The 16,212-nt window shown below is 67.0% G+C and carries 20 protein-coding genes; 13 read left to right on the top strand and 7 right to left on the bottom strand.

The features are described from left to right. Window positions 1-28: 28 nt before the first annotated feature. The 5 genes from CYJ07_RS16550 (at window position 29) to CYJ07_RS16530 (ending at window position 3,553) form a co-directional block, all read left to right on the top strand. Window positions 29-415: a hypothetical protein gene (locus CYJ07_RS16550; protein ID WP_104204824.1), complete on the top strand. Its 387-nt coding sequence runs from the start codon at window positions 29-31 to the stop codon at window positions 413-415. A gap of 77 nt (window positions 416-492) precedes the next feature. After that, window positions 493-1,980: an MFS transporter gene (locus tag CYJ07_RS16545; RefSeq protein WP_104204823.1), complete on the top strand. Its 1,488-nt coding sequence runs from the start codon at window positions 493-495 to the stop codon at window positions 1,978-1,980. Beyond that, complete coding sequence (locus CYJ07_RS16540) at window positions 1,958-2,266, top strand: BolA family protein (RefSeq protein WP_104204822.1); 309 nt, start codon at window positions 1,958-1,960, stop codon at window positions 2,264-2,266. Before CYJ07_RS16545 ends, CYJ07_RS16540 begins: the two co-directional genes overlap by 23 nt. Then, window positions 2,263-3,084 carry a hypothetical protein gene (locus tag CYJ07_RS16535; protein WP_231489667.1) on the top strand — a complete coding sequence of 274 codons (822 nt, stop codon included), beginning with the start codon at window positions 2,263-2,265 and terminating at the stop codon, window positions 3,082-3,084. Before CYJ07_RS16540 ends, CYJ07_RS16535 begins: the two co-directional genes overlap by 4 nt. Next, on the top strand, window positions 3,077-3,553 hold the full coding sequence (locus CYJ07_RS16530; RefSeq protein WP_104204821.1) for a GNAT family N-acetyltransferase: 477 nt from the start codon (window positions 3,077-3,079) through the stop codon (window positions 3,551-3,553). Before CYJ07_RS16535 ends, CYJ07_RS16530 begins: the two co-directional genes overlap by 8 nt. A 48-nt stretch (window positions 3,554-3,601) precedes the next feature. Here the strand turns inward: CYJ07_RS16530 and CYJ07_RS16525 are convergent, their stop codons facing one another. Both CYJ07_RS16525 and rsmD read right to left on the bottom strand, forming a co-directional pair. After that, window positions 3,602-3,793, bottom strand: a complete 192-nt coding sequence (locus CYJ07_RS16525; RefSeq protein ID WP_104204820.1) for a cell division protein ZapB — start codon at window positions 3,791-3,793, stop codon at window positions 3,602-3,604. 120 nt (window positions 3,794-3,913) lie between these two features. Then, window positions 3,914-4,537, bottom strand: a complete 624-nt coding sequence (gene rsmD, locus CYJ07_RS16520) for a 16S rRNA (guanine(966)-N(2))-methyltransferase RsmD (protein WP_104204819.1) — start codon at window positions 4,535-4,537, stop codon at window positions 3,914-3,916. A gap of 90 nt (window positions 4,538-4,627) precedes the next feature. Between rsmD and ftsY the strand changes: the two genes are divergently transcribed. From ftsY to rpoH, 4 genes are all read left to right on the top strand, one after another. Next, a complete protein-coding gene (gene ftsY / locus CYJ07_RS16515) occupies window positions 4,628-5,992 on the top strand; it encodes a signal recognition particle-docking protein FtsY (RefSeq protein WP_104204818.1) in 1,365 nt (454 codons plus the stop codon). Further along, window positions 5,989-6,657, top strand: a complete 669-nt coding sequence (gene ftsE / locus CYJ07_RS16510) for a cell division ATP-binding protein FtsE (RefSeq protein ID WP_104204817.1) — start codon at window positions 5,989-5,991, stop codon at window positions 6,655-6,657. Before ftsY ends, ftsE begins: the two co-directional genes overlap by 4 nt. Continuing rightward, window positions 6,654-7,628, top strand: coding sequence for a permease-like cell division protein FtsX (ftsX, locus tag CYJ07_RS16505; RefSeq protein WP_104204816.1), 975 nt, complete (start codon window positions 6,654-6,656; stop codon window positions 7,626-7,628). Before ftsE ends, ftsX begins: the two co-directional genes overlap by 4 nt. A gap of 180 nt (window positions 7,629-7,808) precedes the next feature. Further along, window positions 7,809-8,675 carry an RNA polymerase sigma factor RpoH gene (gene rpoH, locus CYJ07_RS16500; RefSeq protein WP_104204815.1) on the top strand — a complete coding sequence of 289 codons (867 nt, stop codon included), beginning with the start codon at window positions 7,809-7,811 and terminating at the stop codon, window positions 8,673-8,675. A gap of 66 nt (window positions 8,676-8,741) precedes the next feature. On the opposite strand, the gene slmA is transcribed toward rpoH, so the two are convergent. From slmA to coaBC, 5 genes are all read right to left on the bottom strand, one after another. Continuing rightward, a complete protein-coding gene (gene slmA, locus CYJ07_RS16495; protein ID WP_104204814.1) occupies window positions 8,742-9,356 on the bottom strand; it encodes a nucleoid occlusion factor SlmA in 615 nt (204 codons plus the stop codon). A 48-nt stretch (window positions 9,357-9,404) separates the two neighbouring features. Further along, on the bottom strand, window positions 9,405-10,325 hold the full coding sequence (gene argB / locus CYJ07_RS16490) for an acetylglutamate kinase (RefSeq protein ID WP_104204813.1): 921 nt from the start codon (window positions 10,323-10,325) through the stop codon (window positions 9,405-9,407). Between the two features lie 32 nt (window positions 10,326-10,357). Next, entirely contained in the window at window positions 10,358-11,755 is a 1,398-nt protein-coding gene (locus CYJ07_RS16485) for a phosphomannomutase/phosphoglucomutase (protein ID WP_104204812.1), read from the bottom strand. Between the two features lie 102 nt (window positions 11,756-11,857). Further along, window positions 11,858-12,340, bottom strand: a complete 483-nt coding sequence (dut, locus tag CYJ07_RS16480) for a dUTP diphosphatase (protein WP_104204811.1) — start codon at window positions 12,338-12,340, stop codon at window positions 11,858-11,860. Window positions 12,341-12,382: 42 nt separating this feature from the next. Next, window positions 12,383-13,684 carry a bifunctional phosphopantothenoylcysteine decarboxylase/phosphopantothenate--cysteine ligase CoaBC gene (coaBC, locus tag CYJ07_RS16475; protein ID WP_104204810.1) on the bottom strand — a complete coding sequence of 434 codons (1,302 nt, stop codon included), beginning with the start codon at window positions 13,682-13,684 and terminating at the stop codon, window positions 12,383-12,385. 135 nt (window positions 13,685-13,819) lie between these two features. Between coaBC and radC the strand changes: the two genes are divergently transcribed. The 4 genes from radC to mutM all read left to right on the top strand — a co-directional run bounded on the left by radC (window position 13,820) and on the right by mutM (window position 16,198). Next, window positions 13,820-14,494: a RadC family protein gene (radC, locus tag CYJ07_RS16470; protein WP_104204809.1), complete on the top strand. Its 675-nt coding sequence runs from the start codon at window positions 13,820-13,822 to the stop codon at window positions 14,492-14,494. A 327-nt stretch (window positions 14,495-14,821) separates the two neighbouring features. Beyond that, window positions 14,822-15,058: a 50S ribosomal protein L28 gene (gene rpmB / locus CYJ07_RS16465; RefSeq protein ID WP_104204808.1), complete on the top strand. Its 237-nt coding sequence runs from the start codon at window positions 14,822-14,824 to the stop codon at window positions 15,056-15,058. A 24-nt stretch (window positions 15,059-15,082) separates the two neighbouring features. Next, window positions 15,083-15,238 carry a 50S ribosomal protein L33 gene (gene rpmG / locus CYJ07_RS16460; protein ID WP_086509014.1) on the top strand — a complete coding sequence of 52 codons (156 nt, stop codon included), beginning with the start codon at window positions 15,083-15,085 and terminating at the stop codon, window positions 15,236-15,238. A gap of 129 nt (window positions 15,239-15,367) precedes the next feature. Continuing rightward, window positions 15,368-16,198, top strand: a complete 831-nt coding sequence (gene mutM / locus CYJ07_RS16455; protein ID WP_104204807.1) for a bifunctional DNA-formamidopyrimidine glycosylase/DNA-(apurinic or apyrimidinic site) lyase — start codon at window positions 15,368-15,370, stop codon at window positions 16,196-16,198. Window positions 16,199-16,212: the final 14 nt, after the last annotated feature.

Raw genomic sequence — 16,212 nt, 5'->3', positions numbered from 1 at the left:
TCACCGTTTCGACGTCGAGGAGACCGCGATGAAACTGCTCAACCGCTCCGCCCTGAGCGTCAGGCCGACCCGACACTTCGTGGATTGGATCAATGCCCTGGAACCCACGGTGGGAGACGATGACCTCACCCTGGACGACGTCGAACGCGAGAGTACCGTCTATCTCATCCCTGAGATGGATACCCCGGAGGCGCTCGAGGCCTTCGTGCGCGAGCGCTACCTCGAGATCCTCGAGACTGAGCTGCGTGCCTGGGAGGAGGACGAGCGTCAGTGGCCCGAAGCCTTGGACTGGGCCCTGTTCCAGCGCTTCCTGCAGGTCGAGCACAGCTACCTGGCGATCGACCTGGACGACGAGACGGCGCTCGAGATTTCCGAAGTCGACGACTCGCTGCTGCTGGAGACGGATCAGGACTGATTCGCTCCTCTCATTGATCTTCGAGAACCGGCTGCGGCCGGTTTTCTCGTTACGAACCTCGCAGTGATGGAATTAGGATGAGTCGACTCTTTTCGACCCGGCCCGGCGATGACGGCCTGCCGGGACCCGAGCGGCGCCTGGCGGTACTGGCGCTGATCCTCGGTACCCTGATGGCCGTGGTGGACACCACCATGATCAATATCGCGCTGCCGTCGATCGCCCGCGATCTCGAAATTTCCGGCGCCCGCGCGGTGTGGGTCACCAATCTTTTTCAGATCGTCTGCGCCGCCTTCCTGCTGGTATGCGCCTCGTTCAGCGAGATGGTCAGCCGACGACGCCTCTACGTGGCGGGCTTGGCGCTGTTCGTGCTGGCGTCGCTGGGTGCCGCTCTGTCTCGAAGCCTGGAGCTGCTGTTGGTTTTCCGCGCGCTACAGGGGCTGGGGGCCGCGGCAACGCTTTCCATCGGCCCGTCGCTCTATCGCTCGATCTTCCCGACGCGGCTGCTGGGCAGCGCGCTGGGGCTCAGCGCCCTGGTGGTGGCGGGCGGCTACGCCGCCGGCCCGGCGTTGGGCGGGTTGCTGCTGTCGGTAGTGAGCTGGCCGTGGCTGTTCGCCCTCCACCTGCCGTTGGGGCTGTGTGCGCTGGCGCTGGCCTGGCGCGCGCTGCCCCGCGAAATGGGGCGGCGCGGAGGCTTCGACGGGCGCGGGGCGCTGGGCTCGGTGATCATGCTGGGCAGCTTCTTCCTGGCGATGGACACCCTTGGGCACGGCGCACCGCTCTTGCAATCGCTGGCCTGGCTGGCGCTGAGCCTGGTCGCGGGCTATCTGTTTCTGCGCCGACAGCGGCGGGCCAGCCACCCGCTGCTGCCGCCGCGGCTGTTTCTCGAGCCGCGCTTCCGTCTCGCGGTGTCCGCCTCGGGGCTCGCATTCGTGGGGCAGGGGCTCGCCTTCGTCGCGCTGTCGTTCCTGTACCAGCAGGAGATGGGATTCTCGCCGCTGCACACCGCCTGGCTGTTCACGCCCTGGCCGCTCGCCATCATGTTGGTCGGCCCCGTCGCCGGCCGCCTGGCGGATCGCGTCAATCCCAGCATCCTGGCAAGCCTCGGCCTGGTGATGCTGATGCTGGGACTGGCTTCCCTGGCGCTGCTGCCGGCCGAGGCCGGACTCGCCGACAGCCTGTGGCGCACCGCGCTGTGCGGCGTCGGGTTCGGGCTGTTTCAGCCGCCCAACAATCGCGAGATAATGACCAGCGCACCACGCGAGCTCAGCACCAGCGCTTCGGGGGTCATGAGCACCACTCGCACCGTGGGGCAGTCGCTCGGTGTGGCGCTGGTGGGCGTATTTCTTGCCGTCAGTGCGCCCGTGCAGGCGACGCTTTGGGTGGGCTGCCTGGCTTGCTTGCTGTCGCTCGCGGCCAGCCTGGCGCGGATGCCGTTGGCCGGTGCCGCCCAGCAATGCCGTCAGTACGCGTCTGGCCAAGGGCCGGAGCAACCGGTCGGGCAAAGGAGTACAATGGCCCCACATCCATCCTCGAGGAGCCCACATGAGCATCCAGGCCGTCATTGAAGAGAAGCTGCAGGCCCTCGACCCCAGCTTCGTCGCGGTGGAGAACGAGAGCCACCGACATGCCGTGCCGCCCAACTCCGAAACCCATTTCAAGGTCACCGTGGTGTCCGAGCACTTCCAGGGCTTGATGCCGGTGAAACGCCATCAGCGCCTCTATGCGCTGCTCGCCGATGAACTCTCCGGGCCGGTGCACGCCCTGGCGCTGCATCTCTATACACCCCAGGAGTGGGCCGCACGAGGCGAAGGCCGGCCCGACTCCCCCAACTGTCGTGGCGCCAGCACGTGACCACCCAGCCGCAGCGCCTGCAGTACCTTGAGGCGATGGGATTGACGGCTTGGGTGGCGCGCTACCGGCTGCCCCACGCCCGCCCGACCGACGCCTGCGAGTGGGAGCTGCCGGAACGACCCGCCTCCAAGCCGCCGGCCGAACGCCTGCACGCCCTGCTGGACGAGGCCGAGGCGGCGTCGGCACGCCAGCCCGCTCCCGATCCGGTCGTTCCTGAAACGCCGCGCCCGGCCGCGCCCGGGCGCGCACGCCAATTGCTGGGTGGGGAGCCCAAGGGCGAGGTCGCCGAATCCCCGGACAACGCGAACGGCGTCGCGGACGAGGCAATAGCGCCTCAGGAACCGCTGCGCTTCGCGCTGCAAGTGGCGTGTCTTGGCGACCGCTGGCTGCTCGTCGTTCCGGCAACGTCGCCGCCCGATGCCACTCAGCTCCAGTTGCTCGGCAATGCGCTGCAGGCGGTGGGCATCGTCCCGGGCCGGCTCCCCGTCTTCGAGACCTTTCGCTGGCCACTGATAGAGGCGCCGTCGGTGAGTTCGCCGCTCGAGGAGGCACGGGAAGGCTTGCATGCCTATATCGATGGGGCGCGTCGTCGGGGCTGGGCGCCCGAGCGGGTGCTGATCTTCGGCCATGAGGAAACCGTCGAGCGGGTGCTGGCGATCGAGCGGGACTATTGCGAGGCGCTTGCGCTGCCGGGCTGGCAAGGGCCAGGGCTCGACGAGCTGGCCCGTAGCGCCGACGCCAAGCGCTCGCTGTGGCCTGTGCTGAGGGGGTGGGCGCAGGCCTGGTCGCGTGACGCCGAGGCGGGTGCCGATGGTTGAGGCGGCGATACGTCGCCTGGGCGTCGCCGATCTGTCACGTCTGGTGGCGCTGGAGCACGAGCAACCGCATCCATGGTCGATCGGCCAGCTTGAGGTCGCCCTGGCGGCGGCCGACTGCTGCGTGCTGGGAGCCGAGCATGAGGATGCCCTGGTCGGCCATGCCATCCTGATGCGTCTACCCTTCGAGGCCGAACTGCAGGCCGTGCTGGTGGCGTCGGCCATGCGTCGGCATGGCCTGGGGGTGCAGCTACTGGAAGCGGTCAGGGTGCAGGCGCGGCGCTGGGACAGCGAGCGATTGCTGCTCGAGGTCCGGGCGGGCAACGCAGCGGCCATCGCGCTCTATCGGCGCTGTGGTTTCGACGAGGACGGACGACGTCGCGGTTACTACCCGCCCCTGGGGCCCGTATCGGGTGGGGGCGATGCCGGCGCGAAGCGGGAGGATGCCATCCTGATGTCGCGCCGACCCTGAAGGCAGTGGGCTGAGGCGAGGCGGTTAAGGCTGCAGGCGAATCGGGCGTCAGCGGCTACCGGCGTCCACTTCGTCGAACTTGCCCAGCAGTTCGGTGAGGCGACGCTCCCAGTCCTCGCGCTCCTGCTTCAGGCGGCTGTTTTCCTCGCGCAGCTCCTCGGCTTCCATTTTCAGCAGTTCCAGGGCCTCGACGGCGCTGGTGACTTTCTGCTCGAGCCGGTTGAAGAGTTCGGTGCTCATCCTTTTCTCCTGAAATACGTCCTGCCGGGGCGGGCCCCTGCCCGCCGAATTACCCGTCGCGCAGCGTAACGCCGGGGGCGGCGGCACGGCAAGCGTCGCCGAGCGGCGACGCGGGTTTCGTCAGGGCGCGAGCCGGCGGTACAGCCTTCCGGTGCTGTCGCCGGCACGTACCTCGCGGTGCAGCGACCAGGTAGGGGGCACACATGGAGCCAGCTCGGATTCGGTTTCCAGATAAATGAAGGCGTCGTCGGCGAGCCAGCCCTGCTCCAGCCGAGCGCAGCAGGGCTCGGCCAGGTTCTGGCGGAAAGGCGGATCGAGGAAGGCCAGAGTGACGTCTTCATCGTTACCGGGACCGGCCGCCAGGAAAGCGAGGGCATCGGCGATGTCGACCCGGGCGCGCTCGCTGGCGCCCAGCGTCTGCAGGTTCTCGATCAATGCCCTGGCGACGTGGCCATCGCGCTCGACGAAGTGGGCCCCGGCGGCGCCGCGCGAGAGCGCCTCCAGCCCCAATGCACCGGTGCCGGCGAACAGGTCCAACACCCGGGCGCCCGGCGTGGCTGCGGCCAGCCAATTGAACAGCGTCTCGCGTACCCGATCCGGCGTGGGGCGCAGGCCGGGGCTGTCGAGCACCGGCAGCAATCGACGACGAAACTCGCCGCCGATGATGCGCAGGCGGCCGCTTCCCTGAGTGGAGCGGGAGGCGGGGCGTTGTCGGGAACGTGAGGAAGAGCGGCGACGGGTCATGCGGCCGAATTGTACCTGTCGCCTTGTCCACAGTCATGGTGCGCAGTGTTAGGATGTGACGATCATTCACCCGTGAGGCTGAATCCCCCCATGTTCGGTTTTTTCAAGCGCAAGAAACAGCAGGAACAGCAGGAACGGCAGGAGCGAGAGGAAGAACGCTCGCCGGAGCGACAGGAGGCGGAGCGGGAATCGCCGCCGCCCGAAGCCGACACGACTCCGTCGGACGGGAGCCGCGAAAGGCCCTCGCACGAGCCGGCCCCGGCCGAGCCCGATCTCGACGAGGAGTCGCAGCCGGGGGAGGCCGCCATGGCCGGTCCGGCCGCGGGGGAGGAGCGCGAGCGCACCGAGGCGGTTGACGAGCTGAGCGACGAGGAGGAGAACGCCGCGCTGCGCAAAGAGGCGCTGGCCCCCGAGGCCGAGCCCGAGCCCGAAGCGGACACCGCGCCCGAGACGGTGGAACCCGTACCGGAGCGCACGCCGCCGCAGGAAAAACCCGTCGCCGAGAAGAAGGGCTGGTTCGCGCGCATCCGCTCGGGCCTGGGCAAGACCCGAGCCAACCTCACCGAGGGGATTTCCGGACTCTTCCTCGGCAAGAAGCAGATCGACGACGAGCTGATCGAGGATCTCGAGACCCAGCTGTTGATGGCCGACGTAGGCATCGAGGCGACCACGGAGATCATCGAGCGGCTCACCGCACGCGTCTCGCGCAAGGAGCTCAAGGAGCCTCAGGCGCTCTATCGCGCACTGCAGGACGAACTCGCCATCATGCTCGATGCGGTGGCCAAGCCGCTGGAGCTGCCGCCCAAGGGCGAAGGACCCTTTGTGATACTGGTCGTGGGGGTCAACGGTGTCGGCAAGACCACCACCATCGGCAAGCTGACTCAACGCTTCCAGCGCGAGGGGCGTAGCGTGATGCTGGCGGCGGGCGACACGTTCCGCGCCGCGGCCGTGGAGCAGCTCAAGGTCTGGGGAGAGCGCAACAAGGTGCCGGTGATTGCCCAGCACACCGGCGCCGACAGCGCCTCGGTGGTCTACGACGCGGTGGCCGCGGCCAAGGCGCGGGGCGTCGACGTGCTGATCGCCGACACCGCCGGCAGGCTGCACAACAAGGGCCACCTGATGGAAGAGCTCAAGAAGGTCCACCGGGTGATGGGCAAGCTCGACGCCAGCGCGCCTCACGAGGTGATGCTGGTGCTGGATGCCGGCACCGGCCAGAACGCGCTGGCCCAGGCCAATACTTTCAACGAGGCGGTGACGGTGACCGGCATCACCCTGACCAAGCTCGACGGTACCGCCAAGGGCGGCATCATCTTCGCTCTGGCCAAGCAGCTCGGCACCCCGATACGCTTCATCGGGGTGGGCGAGGGACTGGATGACCTGCGGCCCTTTGCGGCCCGCGATTTCGTCGATGCCCTCTTCGATCAGGGCGACGAGCGCGATGCCGCCTCGTCATGATCGCGTTCGAGCATGTGGGGAAGCGATACGGCGGGCGCTTCGAGGCGCTGGCCAACATCGACTTTCGCGTGCGGCGTGGCGAGATGGTCTTTCTCACCGGACATTCGGGGGCCGGCAAGAGCTCGCTGCTACGCCTGATCATGCTGCTCGAGCGGCCGACCCGCGGGCGCGTGCTGGTGGCCGGACACGACATCGGCCGTCTGCATCCTAGCCAGGTGCCGTTCTACCGGCGTCAGATCGGTGTGGTGTTCCAGGATCACCAACTGCTGCTGGATCGCTCCATCTACCACAACGTGGCGCTGCCGCTGGAGATTCGCGGCGTCGAGCCGCGCGAGGCTGCGCGCCGGGTGCGGGCGGCGCTCGACAAGGTCGGCCTGCTGCATCGCGAGAAGGCGTTGCCGATCGAGCTCTCGGGCGGTGAACAGCAGCGCGTGGGCATCGCCCGGGCGGTGGTCAACAAGCCTTCACTACTGCTCGCCGACGAGCCCACCGGCAATCTCGACCCGCAGCTCTCGGCCGACATCATGGCGCTGTTCGAGGATTTCAATCGCATCGGTACCACGGTGATGATCGCCAGCCACGACCTGGCGCTGATCGCGCGGCTGCGCCATCGCGTGCTGCGCCTGCGGGACGGGCGTCTGGTGGCCGACGAGGAGGCCGCATGAGTCGCCAGCCGCCCGCGCCGCCACGCGGCGCCCGCAGCCAGCGCACCCGTTCCTCGAGTCGTTTTCGCGGCTGGCTTCGCCATCATCGCGCCATGGTGCTGGATAGCGCCCGCCGGCTGCTGCGCCGGCCCATCGGCAGTCTCCTGACCATGCTGGCCATCGCCATCGCCTTGGTGCTACCGGCGGCGCTGTGGCTGGCACTGGACAGCGCCCGCCTGCTCGATGCCGAACTGGACGAGAGCGCGACCCTGACCGCCTACCTGGAACCGCACGTGGACGAGGCCCAGGCCGAGCGTATCGGCGAGGCCGTGGCCGCCCAGGAAGGCGTGGGCAGTATCCGGCTGATCTCGGCTGCCGAGGGCATGGCGGAGTTTCAGCAGGCGCTGGGGCTGGACGACGCCCTTGAGCGGCTCGAGGACAATCCACTGCCGGCCAGCATCGTGGTGGTGCCGAGCGACCCGGCCCCCGAGGCGGTGCGTGAGCTGGCAGGCGAACTCGAGGCGCTGGCCGGCGTCGACGAGGTGCGTCTCGACCTGGCTTGGCTCGAACGGCTGCGACACCTGGCCGAACTGGGCAGCCGCCTGGCGCTGGCGCTGGGGATACTGTTCGGCCTGGGCGTGCTGCTGATCGTGGGCAATACCATACGCCTGGCAGTAGAAAGTCGCCGCCAGGAGATCGAGGTGGTGATGCTGATCGGTGCCACCCATGCCTTCGTACGCCGCCCCTTCCTCTACAGCGGTGCCTGGTACGGGCTCGGTGGCGGCCTGCTCGCCTGGGGGCTGCTGGGGCTCGGCAACCAATGGCTGACGGTGCCGGTCAGCGCCCTGGCCGCCAGCTACGGCGCCACTTTCTCCTTGCCTCGACTGGGCCCGGAGGGCTCGGCAATGCTGTTATTGTGCAGTACACTATTGGGCTGGCTGGGTGCCTGGATCGCCGTAAGCCGGCACCTCGCGGAGATTCGGCCGCGATAGAGAGCGGAAATCCGCTCGCGCCGCCACTGCGTCATCCCGTCGCCAGGGTGTCGTCGCACTGGCGCCACCAGCGGACCTTTGCCACGATGGTTCCGCCAGGCAGTGAACGTTTTTCGATAGCGTCCGTCTAATCAGGCGGTTGTGAATGGCACAACAGGTTTACAAGGGAGACAACCTGCAATGAGCACCAGTCTTCTGCCGGTGGGTCAACTCTCTCCAGGGCATGACCTCAACGGGTATATCCAGGCGGTCAACGGCATTCCCATGCTGACCGCCGAGGAAGAGCGCGAGCTCGCCTTCCGCCTTCACGACGAGGGTGATCTGGAGGCGGCGCGTCGTCTGGTGTTGTCTCATCTACGCTTCGTCGTACATATCGCGCGCAGTTACTCCGGTTACGGCCTGCCCCAGGCCGACCTGATTCAGGAAGGCAACGTGGGCCTGATGAAGGCCGTCAAGCGCTTCGATCCTAACCAGGGCGTGCGCCTGGTCTCCTTCGCCGTACACTGGATCAAGGCCGAGATCCACGAGTTCGTGCTGCGCAACTGGCGGATCGTGAAGATCGCCACCACCAAGGCCCAGCGCAAGCTGTTCTTCAACCTGCGCAGCGCCAAGAAGCGCCTGGCCTGGCTCAATAACGACGAGGTCGATGCCATCGCCCGCGACCTCGACGTCAAGCCCGAGGTGGTTCGCGAAATGGAAGGCCGCCTGGCGGCCCACGACGCCGGCTTCGATGTCTCGCCGGGCGAGGACGAGGACACCGTCTACCAGGCGCCGGTCCACTACCTGGACGACGCCGAGGCGGATCCCGCTGTGCAGCTCGAGGACAGCGACTGGGAGGATGACGCCAGTCGCCGTCTGCAGTTGGCACTGGAAGCGTTGGACGATCGCTCGCGCGATATCCTGCAGCGTCGCTGGCTGGCCGACGACAAGGCCACCCTGCACGAACTGGCTGATGTCTACGGCGTTTCCGCCGAGCGCATTCGTCAGCTCGAGAAGAATGCGATGAAGAAGATCCGACAGCAATTGGGTGACACCCTGGCCGCGTGAACGGCGAGCCAGCCGTAACGACAAAGCCCCGGCCTTGGCCGGGGCTTTGTGCGTCTGGAGCGAGGCTCAGGCGGTCTGCGTGGCAGGCTCGCGCATGAGCTGCGCCGAGAGCAGCGCCCACTGATCGTCCCAATGCTCGGTGGGGCGGCGCTGGAAGTCGCTGCGCACGTATTGCGAGATGCAACCCTCGGCGTGGGCCATCAGCAGGTTGGCCGTGGCCGATACCGTCAGCACGGTGCGCCGTCGCTCACGCAGCTCCGCCTCGCGCAGGATCTGCTTGAGCTGCGTCTCCAGGCGCTCGAAGAGCTGGTGGATGCGCAGCCGTAGCCGGGCGGTTTCGCCGGTCAGTACGTCGCCTTCGAGCAGGCGCGAGAGCCCGGGGTTCTTCTCGGCGAAGGCCAGCAGCAGCGTGAGGATCTGGCCGCAGCGCGGCACGGCCTCGGGGACCTCGTCGAGGATGCGCTTGATGCGCTCGAACAGCGTCTCCTCGATGAACTCGATGAGCCCTTCGAACATGCGGGCCTTGCTGGGGAAATGGCGGTAGAGGGCGGCTTCGGAAACGCCCACCTGGCGTGCCAGGGCCGCGATGGTGATGCGTTTACCGCTGTCCTCCTCCAGCATCAGGGCGAGCGCTTGGAGGATCTGCTCGCGCCGGCTGGTCGATTGCGTTGCCTGCGTCATGTCGATGTTTGTCTTCTGGTTATAGTGAGAAGGCCGAGGTGATTGGCCTCAGGCGCTTTCGTTCCCTTCCTGCTCGGCGTCGGTGATCAGAGTGCCGACGCCGGCGTTGGTGAAAATTTCCAGGAGCGTGGCATGGGGCACCCGCCCGTCGATGATGTGGGCGCTCTTCACGCCGCCCTTGACCGCCTCCAGCGCGCAGCGGATCTTTGGCAGCATACCGCCGTGGATGGTGCCGTCGTCGATCAGTGCGTCCACCTGCGCGGTGGTGAGCCCGGTGAGCACTTCGCCCTCGGCGTTCATCAGGCCGGCCACGTTGGTCAGTAGCATCAGCTTTTCGGCACCGAGCGCCTCGGCCATCTTGCCGGCGACCAGGTCGGCATTGATGTTGTAGCTGTGGCCTCGGGCGTCGACGCCGATCGGCGCGATCACCGGGATGAAGTCGCGCTCGGCGAGCATCTCGATCAGATCGGTGGAGATGTGTTCGACCTCGCCCACATGACCGATATCGATGATCTCGGGGGCGGTCATCTCGGGCGTCTTGTGCGCCACCTTGAGCTGGCGCGCGCGAATCTGGGCGCCGTCCTTGCCGGTGAGGCCGATCGCCTTGCCGCCGCACTGGTTGATCAGGTTGACGATGCCCTTGTTGACCAGCCCACCGAGCACCATCTCCACCACGTCCATGGTCTGCGAATCGGTAACCCGCATGCCGTTGACGAAGCGCGACTCGATCCTGAGCTTGGCCAGCAGATCGCCGATCTGCGGACCGCCGCCGTGCACGACCACCGGATTGATCCCCACCTCCTTCATCAGCACCATGTTGCGGGCGAAGGAGTCGATCAGGGTGTCCTCGGTCATGGCGTTGCCGCCGTACTTGACGACGACGGTCTTGCCGGAGAAGCGCTGGATGTAGGGAAGCGCTTCGGAAAGCACTTCCACTACTAGCCGCGGGTCACGAGTCGTTTCGGTCATGGTCCTTCCTTTAGGATACGGAAACGCTGCCGTCAGTTCGGCAGCGTCAGCGCCGGGTCTACCTGCTTGAGAGCGTCGGCGAAACGTTGGCGGATCCGCGCTAAGGCCTCGTCGCTCTTGCCCTCGAAGCGCAGCACCAGCACCGGCGTGGTGTTGGAGGCGCGGCACAGGCCCCAGCCGTCGGCATAATCGACACGGATCCCGTCGAGGGTGGTCTTGACGCCATCGTCGCCGAAGTCGCCCTCTCGGGCCAGCTTGCCGACCAGCTCGAACTTGTTCTCGTCGGTCACGTGCACATTGATTTCAGGCGTGCCGATATCCTGCGGATAGCGGGCGAAGAAGGTGTCGGCATCGTCGTCCTGCTTGGAGAGGATCTCGAGCAGCCGGGCGGCGCCGTAGAGGCCGTCGTCGAAGCCGTACCAGCGTTCCTGGAAGAAGATGTGACCGCTCATCTCGCCGGCAAGCTGAGCCCCGGTCTCCTTCATGCGCGCCTTGATCAGCGAGTGGCCGGTACGCCACATCTCCGGCGTGCCGCCGGCTTCCTCGACCACCTGCGCCAGGTTGCCGGTGCACTTGACGTCGAAGATCACCCGCGCGCCGGGATTGCGCGACAGCATGTCCTCGGCGAAGGCCATCAGCAGGTGGTCCGGGTAGATCAGCTTGCCGCTCGGCGTGACCACGCCCAGGCGGTCGCCGTCGCCGTCGAAGGCCAGGCCGATGTCGGCGCCGGTCTCCTTCACTGCTCGCATCACGTCCTGCAGGTTTTCCACCTTGCCCGGGTCCGGATGGTGGTTGGGAAAGTTGCCGTCGATCTCGGCGAACAGCGGTACGGTCTCGGCGCCGAGCCTCTCGATCAGCTTGGGACCGAGTTCGCCCGCCACGCCGTTGCCGCAGTCGACCACTGCCTTGATCGGCCGCTCCAGCTTGACGTCACCGACGATGCGCTCGAGATAGGCGTCGCGCACGTCCTCGTGACGCACGCTGCCCTGGCCCTCGGCGAGGTCGCCGGCCTCGATGCGTCGATAGAGCGCGGTGATCGCCTCTCCGGAGAGCGTCTCGCCGCCGAGCACGATCTTGAAGCCGTTGTAGTCGGGTGGGTTGTGGCTGCCGGTGACCATGACCCCCGAGGCGGTGCCCTCGAGCACGTGGGTGGCGAAATAGAGCACCGGAGTCGGCACCATGCCGATGTCGATCACGTCGCGTCCGGCGGCGGTCAGACCACGAATCAGGGCCTCGCTGAGTCGAGGGCCGGAGAGGCGGCCGTCGCGAGCCACGACGACCGTGGACTCGCCGCGGGCGGCGGCCTCCGAGCCGATAGCGCGGCCGATCTGCTCGACGGTCGCTTCGGTCAGCGTGTCGTCGACGATGCCGCGTATGTCGTAGGCGCGGAAGATGGAGGCGGGGACGGTGATGTTCTGGGCTTGGCTCATAACGTTTCCTTGTCAGGTGGGATGAATGTCAATGCGACCAGGTTGCGATGCGATGCGGCCGGTTTCGATCCTTGGTGCGGCCGGCATTCGCTGGGTCGATCGTCAGTGGCGGCCCGAGCTGCCGAAACCGCCTTCGCCACGCAGGCTGGCTTCGAAGCGGTCGACGACGTCGAGCTCGGCCTGGACCACCGGCACCAGGACATACTGGGCGAGACGTTCGAACGGCTCCAGCACGAACGGGGCGTTGCCGCGGTTCCAGGTCGAGATCATCAGCTCACCCTGGTAATCGGAGTCGATCAACCCGACCAGGTTGCCCAGCACGATGCCATGCTTATGACCGAGCCCCGAGCGCGGCAGGATCAGGCCGGCCAGGCCGGGGTCGCCGATATGCACGGCGAGACCCGTGCGGACCAGTTCGCACTGGCCGGGCTCGAGGGTCAGCGGCTCGTCGAGCAGCGCCCGCAGATCCATGCCTGCGGAACCGAGGGTGGCATAGCGGGGCAGATAGTCGCGCAGTCTCTCGTCGAGCAGCTTGACCTCCAGGCGAGGCCGAGCGGATTGCGGGCTTGGTGTCGTGTCGGACATCGGGACTCCGTTGCGTTCGATGCTTCGTTCGGAATGCGGCGTTCAGTGAACCGGGCGGACCGACAGGCAGCCGAGCGCGCGTTCGATCACCGCCCTGGCCAGCTGAGTCTTGGGCTGAGGCGGCAAGCTCTCGCCCCCCTCGCCCTCGCCATCGCGCCACAGCAGCAAGGCGGCGTTGTCATCGGCGCCGAACCCCAGCCCGGCGCTGGAAACGTCGTTGGCGACAATCATGTCCAGGCGCTTGCGCGAGAGCTTGTCGCGAGCGTAGGCCTCCAAATCGCGGGTTTCCGCGGCGAAGCCCACCACGAAGGGGCGCCCTCCCGCCGCGTCCCGCTCATTGGCGATATCGGCAATGATATCCGGATTCTTTACCAGTCTCAGCGTCAGGGCGTCTTCGCCCTCGACCTTCTTGATCTTGTGCTCGGCCAGAGCCTCCGCGCGATAGTCGGCCACCGCGGCGCAGCCGACGAAGATATCGCAGCCGCCGACCAGCCGGCGGCTCGCCTCGTGCATCTGCAGTGCCGTTTCCACGTCGATGCGCGCCACGCCTTCCGGTGTCGGCAGGCTCACCGGGCCGCTGATCAGGCTGACGCGGGCGCCGAGTTCGGCTGCCGCCGCCGCCAGGGCGAAGCCCATCTTTCCCGAGCTGTGATTGGAAAGGTAGCGCACCGGATCGAGGGGCTCCCGAGTGGGGCCGGCGGTGATCACGATATGCAGACCCTGGGCCGGAGCATCTTGGGTTGGCGCATCCTGAGCCGGAGCAGCCTGGCCGTGCGCTGCCTCGGCGGACGGCCGGATGAGTTCGGCCATGATCGCCTCGGGCTCGAGCATGCGGCCCGGTCCCACGTCGCCGCAGGCCTGGTCGCCGCTGTCGGGCCCCAGCAGGCGCCAGCCGTCGTGCAGCAGGCGGGCCGCATTGCGCCGTGTAGCGGGATGGCGCCACATGGCCTGATTCATGGCCGGTGCCATCAGCCGCTCGGCGTCGCTGGCCAGGCACAGGGTCGTGAGCAGGTCGTCGGCCATGCCCTGGGCGAGGCGTGCCATCAGGTCGGCGGTCGCCGGGGCGATCAGGATCGTCTCGGCCCAGCGCGCCAGTTCGATGTGACCCATGCCGGCTTCGGCCTCGGGGTCGAGCAGCGAAGTACGCACCGGCTCACCGGTCAGTGCCTGCAGTGTCAGCGGCGTGATGAAGGCCTGGGCGCCCTCGGTCATGACGACGCGCACCTCGCAGCCGGCCTGCTTGAGTAGCCGCGCGAGCTGAGCGCTCTTGTAAGCCGCTATGCCGGCGCTGATGCCGAGCAGGATGCGCCGACCGGCGAGGCGGGTGGCGGAAAGCGTTGTCATGGCGAATTCCTGAGCTGGAAACCCGACCTTCTACCTTACCATCGCCGTTGAAGTTGCGCAGCCGCAGCACTTCGTATGGGTCGGTTACAATGGCTGACTTCATTTCACCCAGGAAGCGTAGCAAGGAGACAGAGGATGTCGATTCGTCACTGGCCCGAGGGCGAGCGCCCGCGGGAGAAACTGCTGGCACTGGGCGCCGAGGCGTTGTCGGATGCGGAACTGCTGGCCATCTTCCTGCGGGTGGGCGTAACGGGGCGCTCGGCGGTGGATCTCGCGCGCGACCTGCTCACGGCTTTCGGCGGCCTGCGCCAATTGCTCGAAGCCGACCAGGCGCGCTTCTGTGCCGAGCGCGGCCTGGGCACGGCCAAGTTCGTGCAGCTGCAGGCGACCCTCGAACTCTCCAAGCGCCATCTGGCCGCCCAGCTCGCCCGCGGGAGCGCCCTGACATCGCCGACCCTGGTCCGCGCCTACCTGGCCACGCAGCTGCGTCACCTCGGGCACGAGGAGTTCGCCGCGCTGTTTCTCGACACCCAGCACCGCGTGATCCGCTTCGAGTCACTGTTCCGCGGCACCCTCGACAGCGCCTCGGTCTATCCCCGCGAAGTGGCGCGCCGGGCGTTGGAGGTCGGGGCCGGGGCGATCATCTTCGCGCATAACCATCCCTCGGGCGTGGCCGAGCCCAGCGATGCCGACCGGCGCATCACCGAGCGGCTGCGCGAGGCGCTCGCGCTGTTCGAGATCCGCGTGCTGGATCACTTCGTGGTCGGCGACGGGGAAGTGGTGTCCTTCGCCGAGCGAGGCTGGATTTAGAGCGGAACCGGCAGCGCTCGGCCATGCGTCGTGGAACCTTGGCGACACACATGGATGCGGAAAGTGCGTTGGCCCGTAGGGAATGGGCCTAGCCCGGGCCTTCGCTCGCTCGGTTCGCTGGTTGGCAGCATGGGGACGATCAGCTCGTGGCATCAGGGGGCAGGGCGTGTAGAATACGCGCCTACTATTGCCTGCCGGGGCGCACTCTGCTATAAAGTGCAGCCTTTGAATTCCCTTGGGTCAAATGACAACGGGGTCGTTCCCGGTTTGCCCGACAGGTTTTGAACACACAGGTTTGACCACCTGGCCAAGCGGTTGGAGGCTCCCATGTCCAAAGTATGTCAGGTTACCGGCAAGCGCCCGGTGACTGGTAATAACGTTTCACACTCCCAGCGCAAGACCCGTCGTCGTTTCTTGCCGAACCTGCACACCCACCGTTTCTGGGTGGAGTCCGAGAACCGCTTCGTCAAGCTGCGTGTCTCCTCCAAGGGTATGCGCATCATCGACAAGAAGGGCATCGACGCGGTGCTCGGCGACATCCGCAAGCGCGGCGAAGCCGTCTAAGCGATCATCAGGGAGTAAGCAGTCATGCGTGACAAGATCAAGCTGGTGTCCAGCGCCGGTACCGGCCACTTCTACACCACCGACAAGAACAAGCGGAACACTCCGGACAAGCTCGAATTCAAGAAGTTCGATCCGGTCGTCCGCAAGCACGTGATGTACAAGGAAGCCAAGATCAAGTAAGCGGTTGACCCCACCCTCCGCTGGCGGGGTGACGCCGCTTCCTGGCTTCTGCCGCAGGCAGCAAGACCTGTCCTCCTGAACCCGGTCTCCTGGCCGGGTTCAGGCGTATGTGTTCCCGGATATTGCACCATGCCCGAGCTTCCCGAAGTCGAGACCACCCGTCGCGGTATCGCACCCCACATCCAGGGACGCGAGATCGTCGAGGCGATCGTGCGCCAGCCGCGCCTGCGCGTGCCGGTGCCGGATGACTTCATCGAGCGCCTGGTCGGCGCGCGCATCGGCAACCTCTCGCGGCGCGCCAAGTACCTGCTGCTGCCGGTCGTCGCCTGCGGAACGCCGGAAGCCAGCCTGATCTGGCACCTGGGCATGTCGGGCAGCCTGCGCATCGCCCGTCTGGGCGAGCTGCCCAAGAAGCACGACCATATCGACCTGGTGTTCGACGACGGGGCTATCCTGCGCTATCACGACCCGCGGCGCTTCGGCTTCGTCGACTGGCTGGCCGGCACTGCCGAGGTCGATCCGCGCCTCATCCGACTCGGGCCGGAACCGCTCTCCGACAGCTTCGACGGCGAGCGGCTCTACCGCCTTTCACGCGGTCGCCGCATGGCCGTGAAACCGTTCCTGATGGATAACGCTGTGGTGGTGGGCGTGGGCAACATCTACGCCAGCGAGGCGCTGTTCCTGGCCGGCATCGACCCGCGCCGGCCGGCGGGACGCATCTCCCTCGAGCGTTACGAGCGGCTGGCCATGGCGGTGCGCGAGGTGCTCGCCGCGGCCATCACTCAGGGCGGTACCACCCTGCGCGACTTCGTCGGCGGCACCGGCGAGCCGGGTTACTTCAAGCAGCGCCTCAATGTATACGGCCGGCACGGCCAAGGGTGCCGACGCTGCAACGGAGAGCTGCGGCTGGTGACGCTGGGGCAGCGGGCCAGCGTCTTTTGCCCCGCCTGCCAACGTTAGGGAAACACTGCACA

Source organism: Billgrantia saliphila, from assembly GCF_002930105.1.
GTDB lineage: Bacteria > Pseudomonadota > Gammaproteobacteria > Pseudomonadales > Halomonadaceae > Halomonas > Halomonas saliphila.
This window is presented reverse-complemented; position numbering and strand designations above follow the sequence as displayed.